19 protein-coding genes are annotated in these 23,261 nt (G+C 46.7%); 7 read left to right on the forward strand and 12 right to left on the reverse strand.

The annotated features are described in order from the left end of the window. The first annotated feature begins 5 nt into the window (after positions 1–5). Positions 6–191: a DUF3545 family protein gene (locus tag KV201_RS06855; protein ID WP_006080618.1), complete on the forward strand. Its 186-nt coding sequence runs from the start codon at positions 6–8 to the stop codon at positions 189–191. Positions 192–559: 368 nt separating this feature from the next. On the opposite strand, the gene KV201_RS06860 is transcribed toward KV201_RS06855, so the two are convergent. The 4 genes from KV201_RS06860 to KV201_RS06875 all read right to left on the reverse strand — a co-directional run bounded on the left by KV201_RS06860 (position 560) and on the right by KV201_RS06875 (position 4,584). Next, positions 560–1,096 carry a hemerythrin domain-containing protein gene (locus tag KV201_RS06860; protein WP_006084966.1) on the reverse strand — a complete coding sequence of 179 codons (537 nt, stop codon included), beginning with the start codon at positions 1,094–1,096 and terminating at the stop codon, positions 560–562. A gap of 235 nt (positions 1,097–1,331) precedes the next feature. Continuing rightward, positions 1,332–2,057: a hypothetical protein gene (locus KV201_RS06865; RefSeq protein ID WP_226058891.1), complete on the reverse strand. Its 726-nt coding sequence runs from the start codon at positions 2,055–2,057 to the stop codon at positions 1,332–1,334. Further along, positions 2,050–2,655, reverse strand: coding sequence for a sigma-70 family RNA polymerase sigma factor (locus KV201_RS06870; protein WP_006080615.1), 606 nt, complete (start codon positions 2,653–2,655; stop codon positions 2,050–2,052). The genes KV201_RS06865 and KV201_RS06870 overlap by 8 nt, the downstream gene beginning before the upstream one ends. Positions 2,656–2,700: 45 nt before the next feature. After that, positions 2,701–4,584, reverse strand: a complete 1,884-nt coding sequence (locus tag KV201_RS06875) for a VWA domain-containing protein (protein WP_226058892.1) — start codon at positions 4,582–4,584, stop codon at positions 2,701–2,703. Positions 4,585–4,815: 231 nt separating this feature from the next. On the opposite strand from KV201_RS06875, the gene dauA reads away from it, so the two are divergent. The 4 genes from dauA (at position 4,816) to KV201_RS06895 (ending at position 9,860) form a co-directional block, all read left to right on the forward strand. Then, on the forward strand, positions 4,816–6,579 hold the full coding sequence (gene dauA, locus KV201_RS06880) for a C4-dicarboxylic acid transporter DauA (protein WP_115335302.1): 1,764 nt from the start codon (positions 4,816–4,818) through the stop codon (positions 6,577–6,579). A 269-nt stretch (positions 6,580–6,848) separates the two neighbouring features. Further along, on the forward strand, positions 6,849–7,340 hold the full coding sequence (gene purE, locus KV201_RS06885) for a 5-(carboxyamino)imidazole ribonucleotide mutase (protein ID WP_006084961.1): 492 nt from the start codon (positions 6,849–6,851) through the stop codon (positions 7,338–7,340). Next, on the forward strand, positions 7,340–8,443 hold the full coding sequence (gene purK / locus KV201_RS06890) for a 5-(carboxyamino)imidazole ribonucleotide synthase (protein ID WP_226058893.1): 1,104 nt from the start codon (positions 7,340–7,342) through the stop codon (positions 8,441–8,443). The genes purE and purK overlap by 1 nt, the downstream gene beginning before the upstream one ends. Positions 8,444–8,606: 163 nt before the next feature. Beyond that, positions 8,607–9,860, forward strand: a complete 1,254-nt coding sequence (locus tag KV201_RS06895) for a diguanylate cyclase (protein WP_226058894.1) — start codon at positions 8,607–8,609, stop codon at positions 9,858–9,860. A 173-nt stretch (positions 9,861–10,033) separates the two neighbouring features. Here KV201_RS06895 and KV201_RS06900 read toward each other — a convergent pair whose 3' ends face one another. The 5 genes from KV201_RS06900 to KV201_RS06920 all read right to left on the reverse strand — a co-directional run bounded on the left by KV201_RS06900 (position 10,034) and on the right by KV201_RS06920 (position 16,646). Continuing rightward, positions 10,034–10,651 carry a hypothetical protein gene (locus tag KV201_RS06900; RefSeq protein ID WP_277914467.1) on the reverse strand — a complete coding sequence of 206 codons (618 nt, stop codon included), beginning with the start codon at positions 10,649–10,651 and terminating at the stop codon, positions 10,034–10,036. A 165-nt stretch (positions 10,652–10,816) separates the two neighbouring features. Beyond that, complete coding sequence (locus KV201_RS06905) at positions 10,817–11,281, reverse strand: hypothetical protein (protein WP_006080606.1); 465 nt, start codon at positions 11,279–11,281, stop codon at positions 10,817–10,819. Next, positions 11,278–12,927 carry a glutamate--cysteine ligase gene (gene gshA / locus KV201_RS06910; RefSeq protein ID WP_006084956.1) on the reverse strand — a complete coding sequence of 550 codons (1,650 nt, stop codon included), beginning with the start codon at positions 12,925–12,927 and terminating at the stop codon, positions 11,278–11,280. Before gshA ends, KV201_RS06905 begins: the two co-directional genes overlap by 4 nt. Before the next feature lie 184 nt (positions 12,928–13,111). Then, positions 13,112–15,964: a pitrilysin family protein gene (locus tag KV201_RS06915; RefSeq protein ID WP_226058895.1), complete on the reverse strand. Its 2,853-nt coding sequence runs from the start codon at positions 15,962–15,964 to the stop codon at positions 13,112–13,114. Between the two features lie 256 nt (positions 15,965–16,220). Continuing rightward, positions 16,221–16,646 (reverse strand): YqaA family protein, encoded by a 426-nt coding sequence (locus KV201_RS06920; RefSeq protein WP_226058896.1) that lies wholly within the window; start codon positions 16,644–16,646, stop codon positions 16,221–16,223. Between the two features lie 292 nt (positions 16,647–16,938). Here KV201_RS06920 and KV201_RS06925 point away from each other — a divergent pair, with 292 nt between their 5' ends. Together KV201_RS06925 and KV201_RS06930 are read left to right on the forward strand one after the other, a co-directional pair. Continuing rightward, the gene (locus KV201_RS06925; protein ID WP_071939274.1) at positions 16,939–18,198 is read left to right on the forward strand and encodes a dicarboxylate/amino acid:cation symporter; all 1,260 of its coding nucleotides are present in this window, start codon (positions 16,939–16,941) and stop codon (positions 18,196–18,198) included. Positions 18,199–18,459: 261 nt separating this feature from the next. Beyond that, positions 18,460–18,627, forward strand: coding sequence for a hypothetical protein (locus KV201_RS06930; RefSeq protein ID WP_006080601.1), 168 nt, complete (start codon positions 18,460–18,462; stop codon positions 18,625–18,627). 114 nt (positions 18,628–18,741) lie between these two features. On the opposite strand, the gene KV201_RS06935 is transcribed toward KV201_RS06930, so the two are convergent. Genes KV201_RS06935 through KV201_RS06945 form a run of 3 tightly spaced genes read right to left on the reverse strand, consistent with a single transcriptional unit; the run spans position 18,742 to position 21,982 of the window. Continuing rightward, complete coding sequence (locus KV201_RS06935) at positions 18,742–19,872, reverse strand: sodium ion-translocating decarboxylase subunit beta (RefSeq protein ID WP_226058897.1); 1,131 nt, start codon at positions 19,870–19,872, stop codon at positions 18,742–18,744. An 8-nt stretch (positions 19,873–19,880) separates the two neighbouring features. Next, a complete protein-coding gene (gene oadA / locus KV201_RS06940; protein ID WP_226058898.1) occupies positions 19,881–21,704 on the reverse strand; it encodes a sodium-extruding oxaloacetate decarboxylase subunit alpha in 1,824 nt (607 codons plus the stop codon). Positions 21,705–21,715: 11 nt separating this feature from the next. Then, on the reverse strand, positions 21,716–21,982 hold the full coding sequence (locus KV201_RS06945; RefSeq protein WP_115335307.1) for an OadG family transporter subunit: 267 nt from the start codon (positions 21,980–21,982) through the stop codon (positions 21,716–21,718). Between the last annotated feature and the right edge of the window lie 1,279 nt (positions 21,983–23,261).

Consider the following 23,261-nt stretch of genomic DNA (forward strand, 5'->3'; position numbering starts at 1 on the left):
TTGCCATGGATCGTTTAGATTATGGTTGTGCGCTAGATGAAGTCGTTGAAAGACCCGATCGTTCGCGAGGCTCCAATAAAAAGCGTAAATGGCGTGAGATCGAAGCGTTGAAAGATAAGCATCGTTTGCTCAAAGAACTCCAAGAAATCGATAATAACTTTAACTACGACATTGATGCCATCCAGTTGTAATCAGATGTTGAGATGATCTAAACCATCATATTCAAACATGAAAAAGAAAAGCGCCTTAGGCGCTTTTTTTATTTGTGATAATGAATGTGGCGGGAAATAAGAGGGAATACTGTTAAGCGTGTGAAATGAGAAATGCGTTGATTACGGCTGCGAGCGCGAGAACACTAAACTCCCCATTACGACAATATGGCTATCGCTAAATGACTAGCGCTATATGACTAACGCTAAGCTCTGCTCTCATCAACCAAGGCCAGCTTCCGCAAATAGTGACTCACTAGCAACAACAGCTAGCGCAAAAAACACGTCACTCTGTTGTATTGAATTCTCAGCTCAAGCCCGCAAAGTGAGCCTAATTAAGTGAATCAATGCTAATCAGCCGTTGTTAAATAAGCCCGCAAGTCCTCAAATTCTTTTTGCTCGCGATCTAAGAATAAAGGATCATCAATCAAGGATTTCTGGCACTCAGACTCAATCAACTGCCAATCTTGTTCAGTCAATGTTTTGGCCAATAACGGGAATATTTCCCGCTCCTCCATTTGCATATGCCGCTCTTGTAATGCGACATAATCTGCAAAATCAACAATCAGTTTCTCACGGGCAACCACAATATCACTGAGGATCAGATTCAACGTCGTCATCAAAGCCGCCGAGGCTTGGATCACTAACTCGTGTTCGGCACTCAACTTATCGATACTGTCATTAGCTTTGTGCGCAAGATAGTAGGCATAAATAATGTCTTCAACCGGATGATGACAACGCTCAGCATATCCTTGCATATATTCAACGATATCGCGCACCACGATGAAGTTGATTGACTCACCTTCTGACAGCTTCATCTGCTTGTTTTTTAAAACATTTAGCAATACAGCTATATGTTTATGATCATGCATGAGTCTTTTAAGCATAATGCCTCCTGGATATGGATCTGACTATTGATACTAGTCAAGTCGTAGACTAACACCAATATAGCAGGCTAAATCCTGTTCACTTTATGACGGTGATCAAGTAAATCACATACCAAACAGTAAACAGACCACAAACACTAACACGTCTATCCAAATCTCAGGGGCATTTAGCGGTTTTTCTCACCACGTTATGATTGATCATCACGCTTTTATTACTAAAACCACAACAACACACTTATTTAGCAAGCTGATGTAGCTGCTGTTGTAGCTTTTTAAATTCCAGCTGTTGTTCGCTTAGCTGCGCTTTATCTGTGGCCTCAACGGCGAGTTGTGGATAATCCTTAAGCAGTTGTTGCTCAAGCACCAATGCTTGCTCAGTCTCCTTCGCTTCGATGAAAGCATGTAACTGATGTAAAGACTCTGCGAGTGGCACTTTATCTATGTCTGAAGACTCAGCCGAGCTGGGTGCATTCATCGACCTTGCAGCGATAGCTGGGCTGCTTGCATCATGTTGTCGCTCAAGCGCACCCGCTGCGGCCTTCGCTTGCTGCATTTGAGTCTGTATTTCATGCTTAGCCACAGCTTCTGCTTGCATATTTGAGGATTGCAGCGCTTGCGTATCTGCTATTCTCGTCATGGCTTGTGGCGCCGGAGCACTCATCGCCATTGGACTTGGAGCCATGACATCTTCGATTTGCGGCCGATTAAGTACAAGTAAACCCACAACAAGCACCAAAGATGCCGCGCTCGATAACGCCCAAGGGTGACGTCGCCAGACGGAAGTTGGAGACTCAACAGCGGTTATTTTACTTTGATGCATTTCAGCTAAGTGAGTTTGCGCCAGCTGCAAGATATCTTGATCAAGTTGCTGCGGTGGAACTTCTAAGGCCTGTTGGCGATACCAAGCCAGCACTTCCTGTTGTAATGCGCGCTCATCGGCATTTGAAGATGAATTACTCATGACCCGCCTCCTGCCATTTCGCGCTGACGCAATCCTTTAGACTTTGGTAAGCGTAGCGAATACGGCTCTTAGTCGCCTCTAAAGTCACGCCCGCAATGTCGCTAATAATGGCAGCCGTAAAACCCATTTCAATGTTCAGGATAAATGCCTCTTTCTGGACTTGGGGTAACAGTGCGATACAGGTCTTTAGCAATAAACTCTTTTGCGCTTCTTGCCACTGCACGTCGGGCTTATCTTGCTCACCCGCCACAAAAGTATCGAGCCCAGTTTCGTCCTCATCAGTGGCGACTAAATCGACGGGTTTTACCGCTCGCACATGATCAATCAATAAGTTATGGGCGATACGATATAGCCAAGTAGTAAACTTAGCACTGGCCTCGTAGTTAGCCGCTGCGCGGATCACCCGTCCCCATGTTTCTTGATATAAATCCTCAGCTAACTGCTTATCACCTAACTGGCGCACAAAGTAGCGATAAAGCGCGCCTTTGTGCTTCAGGTATAACTGCTCAAATGCTTTTGAATCGCCCTTGGCATAGCACAACATCAATTGCTCATCTGAGTGCTCATGGGTTGGTAATTGCGGTATTGCTAATGCCACGGGAAATTCCTCGTCATTTGGGTTAACCCCCTGTATTCACTTTTACTATTGTAATCTCTCATTACGCGGATTGCTCTTATCTCTCATTGGCTCGCCATGGAGTTTATCTTGTGGAGGAAAAGGTTTATCCGAGCCATCGAATGTTTTGTTAATTGGCAGCTGATTAGATTGCTCTATCGCCGCTGCGGTTTCCATTAACTGCACAAATTCATGTCGATAACCAAAGGGATCATCCCCTAATGCTGAACGTGCGAGTAAGCTTAACTTAGTATAATCAAATTGATGTAGATAGTGACTGCCATTGAGTAATTGCCCTAACCCTGCAACCGCGGCGGCAAATCTAAAATCATCACTTGCTTGCTCTAGCTGTTTAACGCTTTGATCTAACCTGATGGGATAACTCAGTAATTGGCTCTGCGTTTGTGCTGGCAACTTGTATCTCAATTTAAGGAAAGCAATTTCTTCACGGCTGTATTTCTCTTTCCCCGTTTGAGCATCAACGCCATATCTAAGTTTATCATTCATCCTATTCCCAGCTTCAACGTACCTTAATTCATACAAGGCTGTTACTGTATGACCCGCGCCAATCTCGCCCGCATCCACCTTATCGTTATTAAAATCTTCCCGTGCTAAGGCGCGATTCTCATAGCCAATCAAACGGTATTCCGAGACTAAGGCTGGATTAAACTCCACCTGCACTTTCACATCTTTGGCGATAGTGAATAAGGTCGAACTCAACTCGTCCACCAGCACTTTTCGCGCTTCATTCAGCGTATCAATATAGGCATAGTTGCCATTGCCCTTGTCCGCCAATTGCTCCATCAGTTGATCGTTATAATTGCCCAAGCCAAACCCTAAGGTTGTCAGGCCAATGCCATGATCTTTTTCCTTTTCAATCAAGGCAATCAAATCATCAAAATCTGTCACGCCAACATTGAAATCACCATCGGTCGCAAGGATGACTCGATTAATGCCATTGGGGATAAAATGCTTTTTGGCCAATTGATAGGCTTGCGTGATCCCTTGCCCACCATTGGTTGAACCACCGGCACTTAATTGCTCTAGCGCATAGGTCAAGGTTTGAGTGTCGTTCCCCGACGCGCCATCGAGCACTACACCAGCCGCCCCTGCATAAACCACAATAGAGACTTTATCCTGCGCGCTTAACTGCGCTGTTAGCAGCTTTAATGCCGTTTGCAGTAAAGGCAATTTATCCGCTGACGCCATAGAGCCTGAGACGTCGAGTAAAAAGACTAAGTTGCTGGCGCCTAACTGAGATTTAGGTAAGTCATAACCTTTAAGGCCAATCCGCAGCAGCATCATGTTATCGTTGTAGGGGGAGGGAGCAAGCTCTGTCGTCACGCTAAACGGCGCCGCGTTTTTAGCGGGTAAGGGATAATCGTAGGCAAAATAATTGAGCATTTCCTCAACTCTGACAGTGCCTTTCTCGGGTAATCGCCCTTCCCTCAACATCCGTCTTAAGGTGGCATAACTGCCAGTATCGACATCGATGGAAAACGTCGATACCGGGATCTCCCCTGCCACCATGATGCCATTTTGCACTTGCTGCTCGAATTTATTTTGCGCTAACGGAATCGCGGCATAATCACGCGGCATTGGCGCTATGCTCATTCCCATCACTGCCCCATTGCTAGACATTTGCATCGGCGCCGTAACTCTCGCCATCTCAACCTTAGCAGCATCACGCATTTCAGCTTGGCGCTGCGACGCTTCTTGATGACGTTGCTCGGCTTGCTGCTTGGCTTGTCGATGTTGAACTTCGGCGCCTTTACCGCCACAGGCCGTTAAACTCACTGCGACCAGTAATAGAGCAGCCATATTGGTCGCCGATGGGATACCGTTTCCCCGTTGCAGGTAGATAGTTGGATCGGAAACTGAAACGGTTTTTGGGGAATATTTTGTTTTCATGTTTAATGCCTTTGATGTTGACCTAAAGCTGTAAACGGCCCGCATTAGCAAAAGGGTTAAAACATCTCGATATTTTGCAAAACATACTTAAATGAGAATCAAACTGCCTCAAGCACACTATTTATACAAAACAAAGTATTTTCAATCGCTTTTGCTGGCAAGATCACACTGCACATTCAATCTGGCCACTAAAATAGAAGCTTGTTGCTAGCCTAGCTATGGGACCCTCTTGTGTCACACTCAGCTCATTTATTTTCCCTAAGGATCGCCCACGCACTCACAGAAGCTTGCGTGAAAGATAAGTATTCGTTTAAACGTTTTGGGCAAGATCTTCTTGCCGGTCTTACTGTGGGTATTATTGCAATTCCATTAGCGATGGCATTAGCCATTGCCAGTGGTGTTGCGCCTCAATACGGCTTGTATACCGCCATTGTCGGTGGCTTTATTATCGCCATGTCTGGCGGCTCACGTTACAGTGTGTCCGGCCCGACAGCGGCATTTGTGGTATTGCTCTACCCCATAGCCCAACAGTTTGGTTTAGCAGGATTATTAATCGCAACTGTGATGTCAGGAATGATACTCGTCGGCATGGCGACGCTGCGTCTAGGTCGGTTGATTCTGTATATTCCCGAATCCGTCACCTTAGGTTTTACCGCAGGGATTGGCGTAGTGATTGCCACCTTGCAGCTAAAGGACTTTTTCGGGCTCGAAATTGCCCATATGCCGGAGCAATATCTGGCCAAGCTAATGGCATTAGCCCAAGCGCTACCTTCAATCCATTTGCCTAGCTTACTGGTTGCAAGCGCCACCTTAGCGACTATGCTACTTTGGCCTAAACTCAAAACACCTGTTCCAGCGCACCTTCCGGCAATCATACTCGGCACTATCCTCGCCTTGGTGCTCAATGCCATGGGCGCTGATATAGAAACCATAGGCACTCGTTTCCACTACCAACTGAGTGATGGCACCACAGGCATGGGGATCCCTGCGGTATTGCCAAGTTTCGAGTGGCCTTGGCTGCAGGCTGGCGCAAATGGTCAAGCTTTTCAGTTCAATTTAGCGACCTTTCAAGCCTTGTTACCTGCCGCCTTTGCCATTGCCATGTTAGGGGCGATCGAATCGCTACTGTGTGCTGTGGTGCTCGATGGCATGACAGGCAAGCGCCACAGTGCCAACAGTGAGTTACTCGGCCAAGGCATAGGTAATATCATCACGCCGTTTTTTGGCGGGATTCCGGCTACAGCGGCAATCGCCCGTAGCGCGGCGAACGTCAAAGCAGGCGCACAGAGTCCGATTGCGGCCATGATCCACGCCATAGTGGTATTGTTTGGTTTAGTCGCCTTAGCGGGCGTGCTCGCCTACTTGCCGATGTCGGCCATGGCGGCACTGCTACTCGTCGTAGCTTGGAACATGAGTGAGGCCCACAAAGCGCTGCATTTAGTTAAAACCGCGCCCACCAGCGATATCATGGTCTTTGTTAGCTGTTTTTCATTAACGGTTATTTTCGACATGGTCATCGCCATCAGTGTGGGGATCATTCTCGCCGCCTTGCTGTTTATGAAGGAAATTGCCGAGATGACAAGGCTTTACGATATCAGCACCAACAAGCGTTATGTCGATCAAGAGTTACCCGCCGATTGGGCTGTTCTCAAAATTAACGGGCCGCTATTTTTCGCCGCTGCCGATCGCATTTTCTCCGAAATCGCCAGTCTCACCGAAGATAAACAAGTGATAGTGCTGTATCTCGATGGGGTCTCGATTTTGGATGCCGGTGGCTTAGCCGCGCTGACAAAACTGATTGAAAAATGCAAAGCGAATAAAACTAAGCTCATTATTGCCGATCTACAGTTCCAGCCCATTCGAACGCTAGCAAGAGCCAAGATCCAGCCGATTGAGGGCGTGTTGAAGTTTTACTCGACCCTACGAGAAGCCATGGCCGAAGCGCCAGTTATCACTCAGCAAACAGAAATCACTGCGGATAAGCAGACACAGTAAACCCGCAGCGCAATCTCAGCGGCTTAATGCTGCTGACTTATCTCAAAGGCCAATCTCAGGATTGGTCTTTTTTATGACTCAATTACTCAAGCCATTCATCACAGCAAAAGACGTTTTTTCGCTCGCAAAAACGGGCAGAAATGACGAGGATCATGGTATTATTCAGCGCCATGATGCTTGCTACCGGTGACGGCTAGACAAGCATCAACTGTACCTAGACCTGAAACAAGGTCAAAATATAATTAAAATTAGTGAGTTAAGGAGTTATCATGCAAGCCCTTGTTGCTGTTGTTATGGGTTCTAAAAGTGATTGGCCCACGATGGAAGCCGCCGCTGAGATAATGGATAAACTGCAAGTGCCTTATCATGTTGAAGTGGTTTCCGCCCATAGAACGCCAGATAAACTCATGGAGTTTGCAGCCTCTGCCGCCGATCGTGGTTTTAAAATCATCATTGGTGGCGCCGGTGGTGCAGCGCACTTACCCGGTATGATTGCCTCTAAAACTCGCTTACCCGTATTAGGTGTCCCAGTCCAAAGTAAAGCTCTGTCAGGTATGGATAGTTTATTGTCTATCGTTCAAATGCCAAAAGGCATCGCCGTTGGCACTTTAGCTATAGGCACAGCGGGCGCATTCAATGCGGGATTATTGGCCTGCCAAATCCTTGCGAATAACGATGCAGAATTAGCGGCTCGTGTTGACGCTTTCAGAGAAGAACAGACCCGTGCGGTACTGGACAATCCAGATCCGAGGGAAGTTTAATGACCCAGACAAACACTAAACCTAAAGTTTGGGTATTAGGTAATGGTCAGCTGGGCGCCATGTTGACCCACGCTGGCGAGCCATTAGCGATTGAAGTTAACGCCGTTGATATCATGACGCCTACGGATGACATCCTGCCACTTGCGCCGCACGACATCATCACCGCCGAGCGCGAACAGTGGCCAGAGTCCGCCCTTAGCTTACAACTCAGCTCACACCCCCATTTTGTTAATGGTCCGGTATTTAGCCGTTTAGCCGACCGTTTTAGCCAAAAAAGTCTACTCGACCAACTGAGTGTTCCCACAGCGCCTTGGACATTAGTTGACGATAACACCCAAGTCGATACCCTGTATCAGCACTATGGCCCAAGAGTCTTGATGAAACGCCGTACCGGTGGTTATGACGGTAAAGGTCAACATTGGCTTAAACAAGCCGAAGCGGGTGATATTCCAAACGATTGGCGTAACCTTGCAATTGCTGAGCAAGCGATTAATTTTGATGAAGAAGTATCATTAGTTGGCGTACGTACTCGCGAAGGCGAATGCGTGTTTTATCCGCTGACGCTGAACTTACATCAAGATGGCATTTTAATGGCGTCGATTTCGCCACTGGCACGCTTAAGCCCTTTGCAAGCCCAAGCCGAAGCTATGCTCAGCGCCATTATGCATGAGCTTGAATACGTTGGCGTAATGGCGATGGAATGCTTCCGTGTTGGCGATGAGTTATTGGTGAATGAACTGGCACCGCGAGTGCACAACTCAGGCCATTGGACTCAAGCCGGAACACATATGGATCAATTCCAGCTGCATTTGCGCGCACTTTGCGGAATTGCGATCCCACAGCCACAAGTGAATTTTCAGTGTGTTATGGTCAATCTTATCGGTATCGATAATGATCCACGCTGGTTAAGTTTGCCTAATGCTGAGTTGTACTGGTACAACAAAGAAGTGCGCCCTGGTCGTAAAGTGGGCCATTTGAACCTATCAGTGCCCAACCAAACTATGCTCAACCAGAGCATAGCCGCACTGCAAACATGGATGCCCATCCAATACCAAGCTCCTTTAGCTTGGATATTGGCCGAATACGCAGAAAATTCGCGTTAATTCAGTATTTAGTACCAAAATCGCTGATATGAAATTGTTCGCAGTTTCATATCAGTTTATATTTCAATTTTCGTTATATACTTAACAGAACTCAGTGTAGATACGTTAGTGATGTATAGCATTCAATTGTGGCTAGCAATGACACGGATAAAGGAATACTCGAGTGAAATTAAGGGATAATTTCAAACGTAAGACCATAGATCGCTTAGATTATCGCTATCATCTGCTATTGCTCATCGTGCCGATATGTCTATTCGTCCTGCTATTTATCTTTAATGCACCCACAGAAGGTTGGACTATCCTGCCATTACTGTTTGTTTGCATCATTTACATTTTTGCCTACAGCCTGATTTACTATTTGCATCAAGGTCGTTTAACTCGACTGTGGGAGCATTTAGAGCAAGTCGTCACCATCAATGATGCCATTTACGAGCTCGCGCATCTCTCAAGCCATTATAAAAATGAGCATGCCTTTCTCGACGCCTTGCTCAACAAAGCCGTTTACGTGATTAATGGTGCCGAAATGGGCAGCATCATTAAAGTCAACGAAGCAAATAACAAACTGCATTTTGAATCTGTCGTGGGGCTCGATTTAGCAAAACTCAGACAACTGGATTTTACCTTAGAGCGAACCTTTGAATATCGGCTCACTAAGGGGAGATGCGATCAGGTCGTGGTCATCAATGATATGAAAAATATCAATGCTGCCAGCACCTTAACGGAAGATGATCAAAGAGTGTTACTCACAGTGTCCAAGCAGCCGATACGCTCAACACTGTCTAGCCCTATCCGTATCGATGGCAAGCTCTATGGCATGCTCAATCTCGACAGCAGTAGCCTTGGTGCCTTTAGCGATTACGACCGCAACCTTGTCTCTATCCTGACCCACGAAGCCAGTAATGCCATTGCGCTCTATCAGAAGTCACAGCAGATCACTAAACTCGCAAATTTCGATCCGCTCACAGGACTTTATAATCGAAAGAATTTTGAAGATGAACTGCACCACTGGCAGCACAAACCTCACCTTGGCAGCTTTTTGATTATTATTGATATGGATAATCTGAAGGCCATTAATGATGCCTATGGACACCAGACAGGCGATGTTGCCATTAAACGCACGGCCACAGCCATACTGACCTATTGGCAAAATAAAGGCATTATTTCCCGTTTTGGTGGCGATGAGTTTGTCGCTTTATGCCATGGGCCGCTAACCCAAATCGAGCAGGACTTAGATGATATGCGCAAAACCTTGAATCAAGGTTCAGAGCTTAGCCTCGCTTTTAGCTTTGGGATTGCACCCTTCGAAACCGATTGGTATCAATCCTTTAAGACTGCAGATCATGCCATGTATGAGCAAAAGCGCGCGAAGAAGAAAGCCATTAAAGCATTAGAAACTTTCGCGGTGAAAGCACAATAAGCTCGTTGAACTCAGTTACGACAGCCGCTATTAACAGGCCAATATCAAAAGTCAGTATGTCTCTGAGTTGAATATCGAAGTTAAACACCTAAAGTCAGCCATAGACTCTCATTCAAATGGCTGACAATGGGATCAAACTAAGCTCTAGCCAAACCCTAACCCTAACCCTAACCCTAACCAAAGAATAAGCGCCACAGCCAAGATGAATCCAAATCTTTTTGGCAGGTTTTATATTGCGCCGCGTAACGTTTAGATCGCGCATCCACTTTGTTCGCTACTTTGACTAACCACGCCTTAGACTTGTAACTGCCACGGCGATAACCGCCCCAGCCTTCGTGATAATTAAGATACTGGGCCCGCGCATCCCATTTAGACACGCCATTAATCTTATGGGTTTTACTGATAAACCAGCCCATAAAATCCATAGCATCATCGAAATCACTGCGGCTCGACCAATTGTTGCCCGTCTCACGCACATAATCATCCCACGTCATGGTCTTAGCCTGCGCATAACCATAAGCATCGCTGGCACGGCCAATAGGGATAAAACCTAAAAAGTATTCCATCGGTGGCGCGGCATTGTGCTTGAATGAACTCTCTTGATACATCATAGCTAACGGCACATGCACTGGCACCCCCCATTTGTCACGGGCGTCTTTAGCGGCATCGTACCAATCTCGGTGTTCTTGAAATATCTCACACAAATTTTCGGGAGACTTAGGCGGTGACGTCGCGCAACCAGACAAGATGCCGAGACTTGCGCAGAGTAAGATAGCGGCGGGTTTATTCATTAATATCATATTCTTTGGAGAGTTAGCTGGCTCCATGATGTCATAGACTCAGTCTGAGGCAAGCATAAAAAGCTTTTTTGCGCTTAGAAGATCTAAACGCAAGGGGTAAATCAATCTGACTTAAATCGCATGTTGCTGGCTTAGCACTTGAGCTAAACGCTTTGGCTATTTCGTTTCGGGACTCAGCTCAAACTGACACTCATGCTCTTCTTGCTGCCATACGCCCGGTTCCCAATATCCAGTGTCTTTGCCCATATAACGCTTATCGGTGTGAAATAGCGCACCGATATGATAACGCTGATGGCTCTCAACATTGAGCTTAAATACCTTAGGCGTTCGCGCGGCAAGTGTGACCGACAAGCTAGGATCATCAATCAGTTCCGCGACAGTAAACTCATACTCGCCGGGTGCTAGCTGATAATTAGGCTTAGAGACCACTGCCTGACCGTTTAAATGGGTCACGACGACGCGATACCAGTGAGTGCTGGCATCGGGCTGCAAATAACCCGACACAGTGCCACAGCCCAGTGGATCTTCTGGTGAAGCGGCGCAGCCTGATAATAAGGCACTGGCCCCAATCAAAGCTGCGCTGATACGCAAGCGAGTGAAAGAGAATAAGCCCTCTTTCACGACTGAGCTCCAAAGTAATCTTCCAGATAATCATCAAACGAAACTGAACGTTGCGCCGCTTCTAGCTCGGCCTGCTTGTTAAGTGAGCTGGATGCTTCGGCTTGATACTGCGCTATGGTCTCGCTCGACAAGGGATAATCGACAAAGAATTGATAGTATTGCTGTGCCAACGTCATCACCCACTGACCATGATCTTGGCCTTTGTTGATTACGTTTTGCAGCACTTGTCCAGACAGGGTCAAGTTAGGATCTTCAACCGCTTTACGCCAATGGGCTAACGCCACTTGATAATCCGTCGCCTCACCATCGAGCAATACCGCCAAAGGTTGCAAAGCATCAAACAACTCTTCTAACCAAGATTTAAGCGAACGTGAACCGTTTGCGGTTAATAACTCAAGCCCAGGTTTACGGCCTTCAAGCACTACAGCTTTAAGATTCGCGCTTAATCTCGCCTCTTCGCTGGCTTCAGACTTAGGCGACTGCGTTAATAAACAATAGAGTAGGAATAAATCGAGGAAGCGCACTTGGGTCGCCTCAATGCCAATCGGGCTAAATGGATTAACATCTAAAGCACGCACTTCAATGTATTCCACCCCTGCACGGGCTAAGGCTTCTGACGGCTTCTCGCCACTGCGCGTCACCCGTTTTGCACGGATTGGCGAGTAAAACTCGTTTTCAATCTGCAATACGTTGGCATTGAGCTGACGATACTCACCATCGACTTTAACGCCAATATTGGCAAAGTTTGCCGAAGGCATTTTGATGGCCGCATTCACGCCAGCCAGATACTCAGGCAAAGAGTTATAGCTGATATTCAGCTCTTCTTGCTCTTTGTTGGTGTAGCCTAAATCGCTCATACGCAACGAAGTCGCATAGGGTAGATACAGAGTACCGTGACCCGTTTTTTCAAACTTGAGATCGGTTTTTTGATCTTTAATGAAAGAGCTACATAATGCTGGTGAGGCACCAAATAAATAAGGTAGCACCCAGACTAAACGGCGGTAGTTACGGATCAAGCCAAAATAGGATTCAGAAATAAAATCATCGTAACTTAACTGCTTATCGCTCAATTCGTACAGGCTTTGCCATAACTCTTGCGATACCGAAAAGTTAAAGTGCACCCCAGAAATAATCTGCATCAAGGCGCCGTAACGATAGGTTAAGCCCTTACGATATAAGGTTTTCATCATACCGGTATTTGATGAACCATAACGGGCAACGGGGATCTGTTTCTCGTCCTTCACATAACAAGGCATGCTCACAGGCCACAGGCGCTGGCCATTTAAATGGCGCACGCTGAAGGCGTGGGTTTCAGTTAATCCGTTTAGCAGTTGTTCAACATTGTTATGTACCGGAGTAATAAACTCGAGCAAGGCTTCACTGTAATCCGTCGTAATACGCGAATGCATTAACGCTGAGCCTAAGGCTTCAGGATGCGAATCGGTGGCGAGATAACCCGACTCATCAATCCGCAACGCCTCACGTTCTATGCCACGTAACATACCCAAGAGTGCGGTGCGCCCATGGGCGTCCGAGAGATGTTGTACTAATTCATTGAATGACTTCAATTTGCGCTTCTCTAATTGGTGATTCGCTATCGCGACAAGGTTAACAGTCAGACCTTTATTTTGAGGCTTATCTTGCAAAATACGCCTCAAAATAAATCTAAACCTGTCTGTGGGGCAAGCCAAATTCACAACTTGTACTGTTAAAAGCAGACGGTGACAGCTAATGCTGTCACCGTCTTTCGATGTAAATCCGGTAAATATGTGACGAATAGTCGTTAATTAACGTACACGTCTATCACCTATATAAGGGCGAAATACCAATTTACAATACTAAAGTTTCAATTGGATAGCCCAACGCCGCTAAATCTGCTTCGATTTTTGCTTTATCTCCCACCACTAGAATCACCATTTTATTGATATCTAGCTCGGAAGCCGCGAGGGCATTGAGTTCATCTTTTGTTACAGTATTAATGATCTTGTCCTGTTGAGTCGTAAAATCTTGGCTCAATTGGTAACGTTGGATCATGCGCATAAAGCCCGCTTTTTGATACGGAGTTTCATAATCAAGTGCTTGACCTTGCGAGACTGAATTTCGCATAAAGGCAAGTTCAGTATCTGTCATACCCTTTTGCTGATACGCACTGATTTCTTTTACAAACTCAGTGAGTGCTTTCGCCGTCACGTCACTGCGAACGTTACTTGATGCGACAAAATCACCGACTTCAGCACCGCCCGCAAAACTGGTGCGAGCGCCATAGGTATAACCTTTATTTTCACGTAAATTCAGGTTGATACGACTATTGAATGCGCCGCCGAGCGGGTAGTTCATCAGGTAAGATTTAAAGTAATCGCCTGTGGCATCATAGGGCAATGCGCGCTTGGCGATATTGATCACCGATTGCGCTGCGCCAGGTTTATCAATCAGATAAATCGTACCGCCTTTTAATGCTGGGAATGGCTTAAGTGGCGGCACCACAACTGCGGCCCCTTGCCACTGACTCAACCCCGCTAACTTAGGCAATAATGCTGATTCAGGTAAATTGGCGACTGTGACGATTTTAGCGTTACCGCCTTGATACTGCTGGGCATAAAACGCTTTTACATCAGCTAACGTAAGCGCCGCGACTGAATCGAGCGTACCTATGTCATTCACGCCTAAGGCATTGTCTTTACCGTATAACAAAGACGACAACGCCGTATCAGCTAGGTAGCTAGGATCGGACTGCATATGCTGGATCTGCTGTAACTGCTGCTGTTTTACTCGGGTAAAGTCCGCTTCGTTGAAGGCTGGCTGGAAGAGCTTTTCTTCCATAATCGCCAGCGTCTCATCTAAATGCGCTGTCAGCGTCGATATTTTAATCGCACTTTGATACTCAGAGGCACTAAAGTCGACTGAACTGCCGAGCATTTCTAACGCTTGCGAAAGCGCTTCACTGCTGCGTTTCTGGCTCGACTCATTAAGCATTTCTGCGGTCAGCGTCGCTAAGCCCGCTTTTTCAACTGGTACCAGTCTATGGCCGCCATTAAGGTACACAATCAGCTCAACCGTAGGCGTTTCAGTGCTTTGTGTCCCCATGACTTCTATGCCATTGGCTAAGGTTTTAGTCCATATTGTCGGAACCTTTAACACAGGTGCAGCGCCAGATGCGGGCATCTTAGTCCGATCAAAACTTGAAACGAGTTCAGGCTTTGGCAAATCCCCTTCAACCGCCGTTTGCGCAATGGGCAAGGTCGCTGGCGTGAAGTTATCGGCATGGGCGATAAGTGACGTCATACCCTGCGGCACCACACTCATCACCACCATAGGCTTATTTTTAATGTATTGCTTGAACACGCGCATCACATCGTCTTTGGTCACATTGGCATAACGACTCAAATCTGAAGCTATCATGTTCGGATTGCCCGACAGCGTTTGGTTCATCGCTAAGGCAGACACTTTGCCAGAAACACTTTGCAGGCTGTAAATGGTATCGGCCTCAAACTGCACTTTGACTTTTTGCAAATCGTCATCGGTAACGCCACGTTGCTCAAACTCATTAATCGAGTCGAGGATGCGTTGCTCCAGATCCGCCAGTTTGCCGCCCTTTTCAGGATTAGCTAAAGCATAAATCGACATCTGACACGCCAGCTCTTGGCAAGGGTGGCTGACATTGGCCTGCACGGCATAACCATCCTTCACCAAGTTTTTATATAACAAGGATGTTTTGCCGCCGCCTAAAATATTGGCTAACAGATCGAGCGCAGCTTCATCAGGATGCCTTGCGTATACGGTTGGAAAACCAATACGGATCAGAGGCAAGTGCACTTGATCTTCCATGGAGATGTAACGCGTTTTGTCTAAGTTAACCAGCGCCTTTTGCTCTAAAGAGACTTCAGGGCCGCGGGGGATTTCACCAAAATATTTGTTTACCCAGGCTAAGGTCTGCATTTCATCGAAATCGCCACCTATGGTCAGGGTTGCATTGTTAGGCCCATACCAACGTTGGAAAAAGTGTTTAACATCATCAACTGTGGCGCGATTAAGATCGTCCGGCCAGCCAATCACAGGCCAAGAATAAGGATGACCGACAGGATACATGGCTTGGCTAAAACGCTCACTCATGCGGCCATAGGGCTGATTGTCGATACGTTGCGCACGCTCGTTTTTCACTGTCTCGCGCTGCACTTCAAATTTTTCACTGGTGAGTGCCGGCAATAAAAAGCCCATACGGTCCGACTCAAGCCACAGCATTTTTTCTAATTGATTGCTGGGTACGGTTTCAAAGTAGTTGGTTCTGTCGGTATTGGTCGTGCCGTTTAAGGTGCCGCCAGCTTCGGTAACCACTTCAAAATGTTGTTCATCGGCGACGTGCTGCGAGCCTTGGAACATCATGTGTTCAAATAAATGCGCAAAACCCGAACGGCCAGCCAATTCACGGGCAGAGCCCACATGATAAGTGACGTCGACATGCACTAAGGGATCGGAATAATCTTGATGCAAAATAACCGTTAACCCATTGGCTAATTGGTACTTTTTGTAGGGGATCCCTACTTGCGAATCGGCCAATTGCACATTTTCAATAAGTTTAACGCCTGCTGGCAAGTTCGCCGTAGTCGTTTCAGATGCACAGCCCGCGAGTGCGGCAGAAATTGCGACCGCTAATATCCATTTCTTCAAAACATTCCCCTCATACATCAATGGGTCAAAAATACAGCTTCATAATCATAGTGCTGCGTATATTCATCGCTGTGTAGCGTCACAATGCGCTTAGTCATAGTACGCTTATTCACAGTCCGCTGAGTCAAAGTCCGTAGAATAAAGTGCGCTTAAATGATTAAGCATTGGGATTTATGACTCGCAAAATTGACACTAAGTTCCTATCTATACAGTAAATTCAGTCTAAACGGAAAAACACTCCCCGCCCTTAACCATTAAATGCATCCTAACGCCATCAAGCCATCCATTGCAGCACGGCAGCGACAACAATTAAGTAACGAATTGTTTTACCGATTAAAATCATCAGTAAAGAGGAAATTAGCGGCAACCTCACCCAGCCCGCCAATAAACAGAGAATATCGCCGATAACCGGTGCCCATGAGAGTAACAGCGCCAACACGCCGTAGCGTTCAATCAAGGCGAGCCCCTTTGCGTGTTTACCTGTCGCTAACGCTTCTGGTGATTTTGCTAGGCGACCTAAGCGGCCTAAATAGAAACTGGTCATCGCGCCCAACGTGTTGCCAATACTGGCCACCACGACCAGCGCAACCCAAGCCTCTGGGGTTTTGTTTAATAGCGCCACGAGTAAGACTTCAGATCCCCCCGGTAACAAAGTCGCCGCTAAAAAAGCGCCGGTGAACATAATGCCTAACTCAGTCATAATGGCTTACTCAATGATAAATCTCTCTTTTTGTATTCAATGCGATAAGGTTTGTCATGGGTTAATTGAATGTTTCACTTAATCTTTTTACAACAAACTCACTTATCACAATAAGTTATAAGAAAAACGGTTTGTTATAACCCTAGCTCTGTCGATACAATGGTTTAACTATGGCAATCAATGACCATGCGCATGACTGAGGGCGCGTTAACATCACGCTCAACTCGTTGAATACGAATCCTATCATCGCAGGTCTATTGGCTCACTCTTAATTTATTTTTCTGGAATATGCATGATCCTTCAAACCATTAGCCGCATTCCGTTTTGGCAAAAAGTCTTAGCAGGCTTTATCTTAGGTGCGCTCGTTGGCGTTATTTTAGGTGAAAGCGCTACAGTGCTAAAACCACTCGGAGATCTGTTCATTGGCGCCATTAAGATGTTGGTCGCGCCTTTGGTATTTTGTGCCATTGTCGTCAGTATCACGTCGCTAGGCTCGCAAACTAGCCTGAAACGCTTGAGCCTTAAAACCTTAGGCATGTTCATGCTGACAGGCACGATTGCCTCGCTGATTGGCTTAGCCGTAGGTTCAATGATCGACATGGGCGGCACTATGCAGCTCACGGCAACGGAAGTGCGCGAGCGTAATATTCCTGGTTTTGCACAAGTGTTGCTCGATATGATACCAGTCAATCCTTTCGCCTCACTGGCTGAAGGCAAGGTACTGCAAATTATCGTGTTTGCCGCGTTAGTGGGTATCGCTATCAATAAAGTCGGCGAGAAAGCTGAGCCGCTAAAACGCACCATAGAAGCGGGCGCAGAAGTCATGTTCCAACTGACTCGCATGGTCTTAAAACTAACCCCTATCGGTGTGTTTGGTTTAATGGCTTGGGTTGTCGGTGAATACGGTTTATCTACCTTACTGCCGTTAGGTAAGTTTATTGGGGCTATCTACATTGCCGCCTTTATCCACATCATCTTTGTTTACGGTGGCTTAGTGAAATTTGTCGGTGGTTTAAGCCCACTGCAATTTTTCCGCAAAGCTATGCCAGCGCAGTTAGTCGCCTTTAGTACTTCTTCAAGTTTCGGAACTTTACCTGCGAGTACTCGCGCGGTCGAAACCATGGGCGTATCAAAGCGTTATAGCGCCTTTGTGATGCCATTAGGCGCAACGATGAACATGGACGGCTGTGGGGGTATTTATCCTGCGATTGCCGCTATCTTCATCGCGCAGATTTACAATATTCCGCTCGATACACTGGACTATGTGATGATTGCCGTGACTGCGACTGTCGCTTCTGTTGGTACCGCTGGCGTGCCGGGAAGTGCAATGGTGATGTTAACTGTGACCTTAGGTGTGATTGGTCTGCCACTCGAAGGCATTGCCTTTATCGCCGCGATTGACCGTATTATCGATATGATCCGCACGGCAACGAACGTGACGGGCGATATGATGACAGCAGTCGTGATTGGTAAATCAGAAAATGAACTCGATGAAGCGCAGTTCTATTCGAACGATAACCAAGACATTACACCTGTGAATTCGCAGCAATAACAATACTAGGTCGAAGCCACTGCGCTAAGCCATCAGTAACATTGCGTAAATTGCGTAAATTGCGTAAATTGCGCAGATGATGTAAATGAAGAGACCGCTTAGGCGGTCTTTTTTATTATTCAACAAACGGCCTTTAATCCGTCGGCTTTAAAGCCCCAATCAACTCCAACGGTCCTCATCAACTGCAAAATAGGTTACTCAAATAAGATCAAGCTGTTAGACTCTAAAATAACTCTAACTCACATTTTAGCAGAACAGACAATGACGAGACTCTTCCTTATCCCGCTGATCCTATGTTTGTTTTGGGCGTTATTTTTAAAAGCCAACAAACTCACGCTAAAACAAGGCAGACGAGGTTTTATCTACATTATCGGCATAGGCGAAGGGATGATTTTAATCCTCATCACGTTAATGTGGTTAACGGCTTAGCAAAAGGCCAACTCAATACTGAGTTGGCCTTAGTGATAAAACTAAGCTAACGATTGGAAGATGTTCAAAGCTCAGTTAACCCAAATCGGTTAACTCAGTGATTAACCCAATCCGTTACCCAAGAACAGCAAGTAAAATCCCCGCCGCCACAGCAGAGCCTAACACCCCCGCCACATTGGGCCCCATTGCGTGCATCAGCAGGAAGTTATGTTGATTCGCTTCCAATCCCACTTTGTTGACAACGCGCGCCGCCATAGGCACAGCCGATACCCCTGCGGCACCGATCAGCGGATTCACTTTACCGCCCGACAGCTTACACATCAGCTTTGCCATCAACACCCCCGCGGCAGTACCAACACCGAAAGCCAAGGCACCCAAAACCAGAATCCCTAAGGTTTCCAGCCGCAGGAATTGATCCGCGGATAACTTAGAACCCACAGCTAACCCTAAGAAAATCGTGACGATATTAATAAGCTCGTTCTGCGCCGTTTTCGATAATCTATCCACCACGCCCGATTCGCGCATCAAATTACCAAGGCAAAACATGCCCACTAACGGCGTGGCCGCGGGTAAGAAGAGGATCGTTAATCCCAGCACCATCAAAGGGAAAATGATCTTTTCTTTTTTACTGACGTCGCGCAGCTGCTCCATTTTAATTTCGCGCTCAGCTTGGGTTGTCAGTAAGCGCATGATCGGCGGTTGAATAATAGGGACTAACGCCATATAGGAATAAGCCGCGACCGCAATCGCCCCCAATAACTCAGGCGCCAGTTTGGAGGCGAGGAAAATCGCCGTCGGTCCATCAGCACCGCCAATAATCGCAATGGCCGCCGCGTCCTTCATAGTAAACTCAAAGCCCGGCACTAAGTTCAGCGCTATCGCCCCAATCAATGTCGCGAAAATCCCAAACTGCGCCGCAGCCCCTAACAACAGGGTTTTAGGATTGGCAATCAAGGCACTAAAGTCGGTCAGCGCGCCTACGCCCATAAAGATCAACAGTGGGAATACCCCAGTCTCAATCCCCACATGATAGGCGTAATACAGCATGCCACCTTCTTCGGTAAATCCCGCGTGGGGAATGTTCGCCAGCACTGCACCAAAACCAATTGGCAGCAACAATAAAGGCTCAAACCCACGCACGATGGCGAGATACAAGAGCAAAGCGCCCACTGCCATCATCAACACTTGCCCGCCAGTAAAATGGACAATACCTGTCTCGGCCCAAAAAGCCATTAAACCTTCCATAATGACTCCTACGCCAAGGCCAGTAATTGAGAACCCACAGACACTGAGTCGCCTTCTTTCACCCAGAGCTTAGCGATAATGCCATCGCCCTGAGCACGAATTTCAGTTTCCATCTTCATCGCCTCAAGGATGATCACGACATCGCCTTCACACACTCTATCGCCTGGAGAAACATGAACTTTGAAGATGTTGCCCGACAGCGGCGCGCTCATTTCAAGCCTGATCTCTCCATGGCACGCAGTTGGCGTTGAACTCGCAATAGCAGCTTGTACGGCATGAACACTTTGGCCCTGTGGCTGGATTTGCGAGATCTCCCCGCCTGTGGCGACTTCAACTACGTACTCTTGCCCTTCGACAGTCACAGTGTAGGTTTCAGGGCCACGATCCGCAGCATTAGTAGCAAGTGCCGCAGTCAATTCAGGCTTAGGCTCAAAGGCGCTTGGATCGTCACGATTCTTTAAGAACTGCAATCCTATTTGTGGGAAGAGTGCATAGGTCAGCACATCATCGTCATGCTCTGAAGATAGGCGAATACCTTGTTCCTGCGCTTTATCTGCCAACTCGAGCCGTAACTTAGCCAGCTCCGGCGTTAATAAATCCGCAGGGCGACATGTAATGGCTTCAGCTCCTTGCAAGACTCTGGCTTGCAAGGCGGCATCTACTGGCGCAGGCGTCGCGCCATATTCGCCCTTAAGCACGCCTTCAGTCTCTTTAGTCAGTGACTTGTAACGCTCACCCATTAGCACATTAATGACCGCCTGCGAGCCGACAATCTGCGATGTAGGCGTCACTAACGGCAAGAAACCTAAGTCAGCACGTACGCGGGGAATTTCTTCCAATACCAAGTCCATCTTATCGGCCGCACCTTGTTCCTTTAGTTGGCTCTCCATATTTGTCAGCATGCCACCAGGCACTTGTGCACGTAAGATCCGCGAATCTATGCCTTTCAGTGCGCCTTCAAACTTAGCGTACTTCTTGCGCACTTCACGGAAATAAGCGGCAATCTCCTCAAGCAACACCATATCGTAACCCGTTGCGCGCTCAGTATCTTCCACCATAGCGATAACGGTTTCAGTTGCAGTATGTCCATAGGTTTGACTCATCGACGAAATTGCCGTATCGAGCACATCGATGCCCGCTTCAATGGCTTTCTGATAAGTGGCAGTACTCAACCCTGTCGTCGCATGACAATGCATAGATAACACGAGTTGCGTCTGAGATTTGAGTCGGCTAATAAGCTCAAACGCTTCCATCGGCTTAAGTAAGCCCGCCATATCTTTGATACACAAAGAATCACAACCCATATCTTCGAGACGTTTTGCCATATCAACCCACGTCTCTATGGTATGCACTGGACTCGTGGTATACGAAATCGTCCCCTGCGCATGGCCGCCAACTTGGCGCACTGCTTTCACCGCAGTCTCGAGGTTTCGAACATCGTTCATCGCATCAAAAATACGAAATACATCGACGCCATTGGTATGGGCACGCTCAACAAAACGCGTGACTAAATCATCGGCATAATGGCGATAACCTAAGAGGTTTTGGCCACGCAGTAACATTTGCTGCGGCGTATTCGGCATGGCCTTTTTCAGCTCACGAATTCGATCCCAAGGATCTTCACCAAGATAACGAATGCAGGCATCAAAAGTTGCACCGCCCCAAGATTCCAGTGACCAGAAGCCGATCTTATCGAGTAGTGGCGCTATCGGTAACATGTCATCAATGCGTAAGCGCGTCGCTAAAATGGATTGATGCGCGTCCCGCAAAACGACATCAGTTAAAAATAATGGCTTAGCCACTGCCGTCGTAGAATTAGATACAAAAGTCATACTGCTCCCCATTACTTAATCTGTGAACGATACTGCTTTACCGCCAATGAAATCGCAGCGACCACATTTGGATCTAAAGGCTTAGCATCAGATTGCGATACCCTCTGCTGACTTTTAGCATGATTTTTAGCAAAACGTGCAGAGGCAGCATCGACTGCACACCAACGCGCAACCAAATGGATCCCAAGGATTAGTACACCTAAAAATAAATACACTAAGCCCATCCCCAAAAACATAATGCCAACGGCATCCAATAAAGATTGCGTTACATCCTCCATAGCTCCCCCTACCCCTTACTCTCTCAATCCCTATCAACAGTACGATTGCCCCAAAACCATCGCTATCGCATCCAAGTTCAACATTCAATCGGTTGAGCGGTTTACAAACTATGGGTCTCTCGTAGACAGACCCATAGCGACCACCAAACCAAAGAATTTTTGAATAAAAAATCACATTTAAAAATTAATAACTCACGCAACAAGAAAATCAGCTTGAACTTAACCCGCTACAAACATAACCAATTGATAACAAAAACACCATGCTAATGTAAATTGGTCTTACCAATATTGAATAAATCCAAAGGCGGCCAGTCATTAATCCTCATAAATCGGGCAATTAATTCAATATTCCATAATGAAATACCCACTATGCTGGATTTAAGTCTAAATGATGTCCTAGGCTAAAAAATGATTCCTAAATTGAAGACAACGGACATAGGAATAATCCAAGTGAAAAAGTATGCAGATTTCACAATCCAAGTCACTGCTATTTGATTCTGAATGAATATAGAAAGGCATGTCGTTCTGAAGGAATTGATTGAAGGAAAGGAATGGGGTCAATCTAACAAATTAAATCATCCATTTTGATAACTTCAGTATCCGCCTTGGTATCAACGCAGAGTTGTGCCCGGCATTAGTGTATGGAACGGTTATCTTGAGTGATACGCGACAATGCTACCTCAGATAGACCTTAGGCTTTTAGTTATACGCAGGATTAAGCAATAGGACTATGACAAGAACGAAATGAGGAAGCCTAAGATCGAAAAGGAACTCAGTAATTGAAATGGCAAGTGAGCTGGTGAACTGGTGAACTGGTGAACTGGTGAACTGGTGAACTGGTGAACTGGTGAACTGGTGAACTGGTGAACTGGTGAACTGGTGAACTGGTGAACAAAATAATGGGGAAACATGCAAGTTGGAAGAAAAATATATCAATTTCTGCAAATTGCAAACGCAAAAAAGCCAGCTTATTCAGCTTCAGCTGGCTTCGTTACATCTCAATGAGATAATTAGGCGCTTGGCGATGACCTACTTTCTTTTATCCCCGAAGGGGATACATGGGGGCGAGTCATCATTGCCTAAAATGCGCAGCATTTTGATGATGTGTCGCGCGGAGCAATGTATTGCGCAGCTGGGGATCCCGCTCAGCGGCGGGTTGACATCGAGATAAGTTTTCGCGAAGCGTATAAACACAAAAGCCCTAGCGGTTTAGGCTAGGGCTTTTGTGTTTATTTGGATGCTTGGCGATGACCTACTCTCACATGGGGAGACCCCACAC

Source organism: Shewanella sp. SR1 (genome assembly GCF_020447145.1).
Lineage (GTDB): Bacteria > Pseudomonadota > Gammaproteobacteria > Enterobacterales > Shewanellaceae > Shewanella > Shewanella baltica.

What these genes read in the sequence shown, in the direction of transcription:
- KV201_RS06855 (WP_006080618.1), top strand. Translation starts at nt 6, where the DNA reads ATGGATCGTTTAGATTATGGTTGTGCGCTAGATGAAGTCGTTGAAAGA.
- KV201_RS06860 (WP_006084966.1), bottom strand. Translation starts at nt 1,096, where the DNA reads ATGCTTAAAAGACTCATGCATGATCATAAACATATAGCTGTATTGCTA.
- KV201_RS06865 (WP_226058891.1), bottom strand. Translation starts at nt 2,057, where the DNA reads ATGAGTAATTCATCTTCAAATGCCGATGAGCGCGCATTACAACAGGAA.
- KV201_RS06875 (WP_226058892.1), bottom strand. Translation starts at nt 4,584, where the DNA reads ATGAAAACAAAATATTCCCCAAAAACCGTTTCAGTTTCCGATCCAACT.
- purE (WP_006084961.1), top strand. Translation starts at nt 6,849, where the DNA reads ATGCAAGCCCTTGTTGCTGTTGTTATGGGTTCTAAAAGTGATTGGCCC.
- purK (WP_226058893.1), top strand. Translation starts at nt 7,340, where the DNA reads ATGACCCAGACAAACACTAAACCTAAAGTTTGGGTATTAGGTAATGGT.
- KV201_RS06900 (WP_277914467.1), bottom strand. Translation starts at nt 10,651, where the DNA reads ATGAATAAACCCGCCGCTATCTTACTCTGCGCAAGTCTCGGCATCTTG.
- KV201_RS06915 (WP_226058895.1), bottom strand. Translation starts at nt 15,964, where the DNA reads ATGTATGAGGGGAATGTTTTGAAGAAATGGATATTAGCGGTCGCAATT.
- KV201_RS06920 (WP_226058896.1), bottom strand. Translation starts at nt 16,646, where the DNA reads ATGACTGAGTTAGGCATTATGTTCACCGGCGCTTTTTTAGCGGCGACT.
- KV201_RS06925 (WP_071939274.1), top strand. Translation starts at nt 16,939, where the DNA reads ATGATCCTTCAAACCATTAGCCGCATTCCGTTTTGGCAAAAAGTCTTA.
- KV201_RS06930 (WP_006080601.1), top strand. Translation starts at nt 18,460, where the DNA reads ATGACGAGACTCTTCCTTATCCCGCTGATCCTATGTTTGTTTTGGGCG.
- KV201_RS06935 (WP_226058897.1), bottom strand. Translation starts at nt 19,872, where the DNA reads ATGGAAGGTTTAATGGCTTTTTGGGCCGAGACAGGTATTGTCCATTTT.
- oadA (WP_226058898.1), bottom strand. Translation starts at nt 21,704, where the DNA reads ATGACTTTTGTATCTAATTCTACGACGGCAGTGGCTAAGCCATTATTT.
- KV201_RS06945 (WP_115335307.1), bottom strand. Translation starts at nt 21,982, where the DNA reads ATGGAGGATGTAACGCAATCTTTATTGGATGCCGTTGGCATTATGTTT.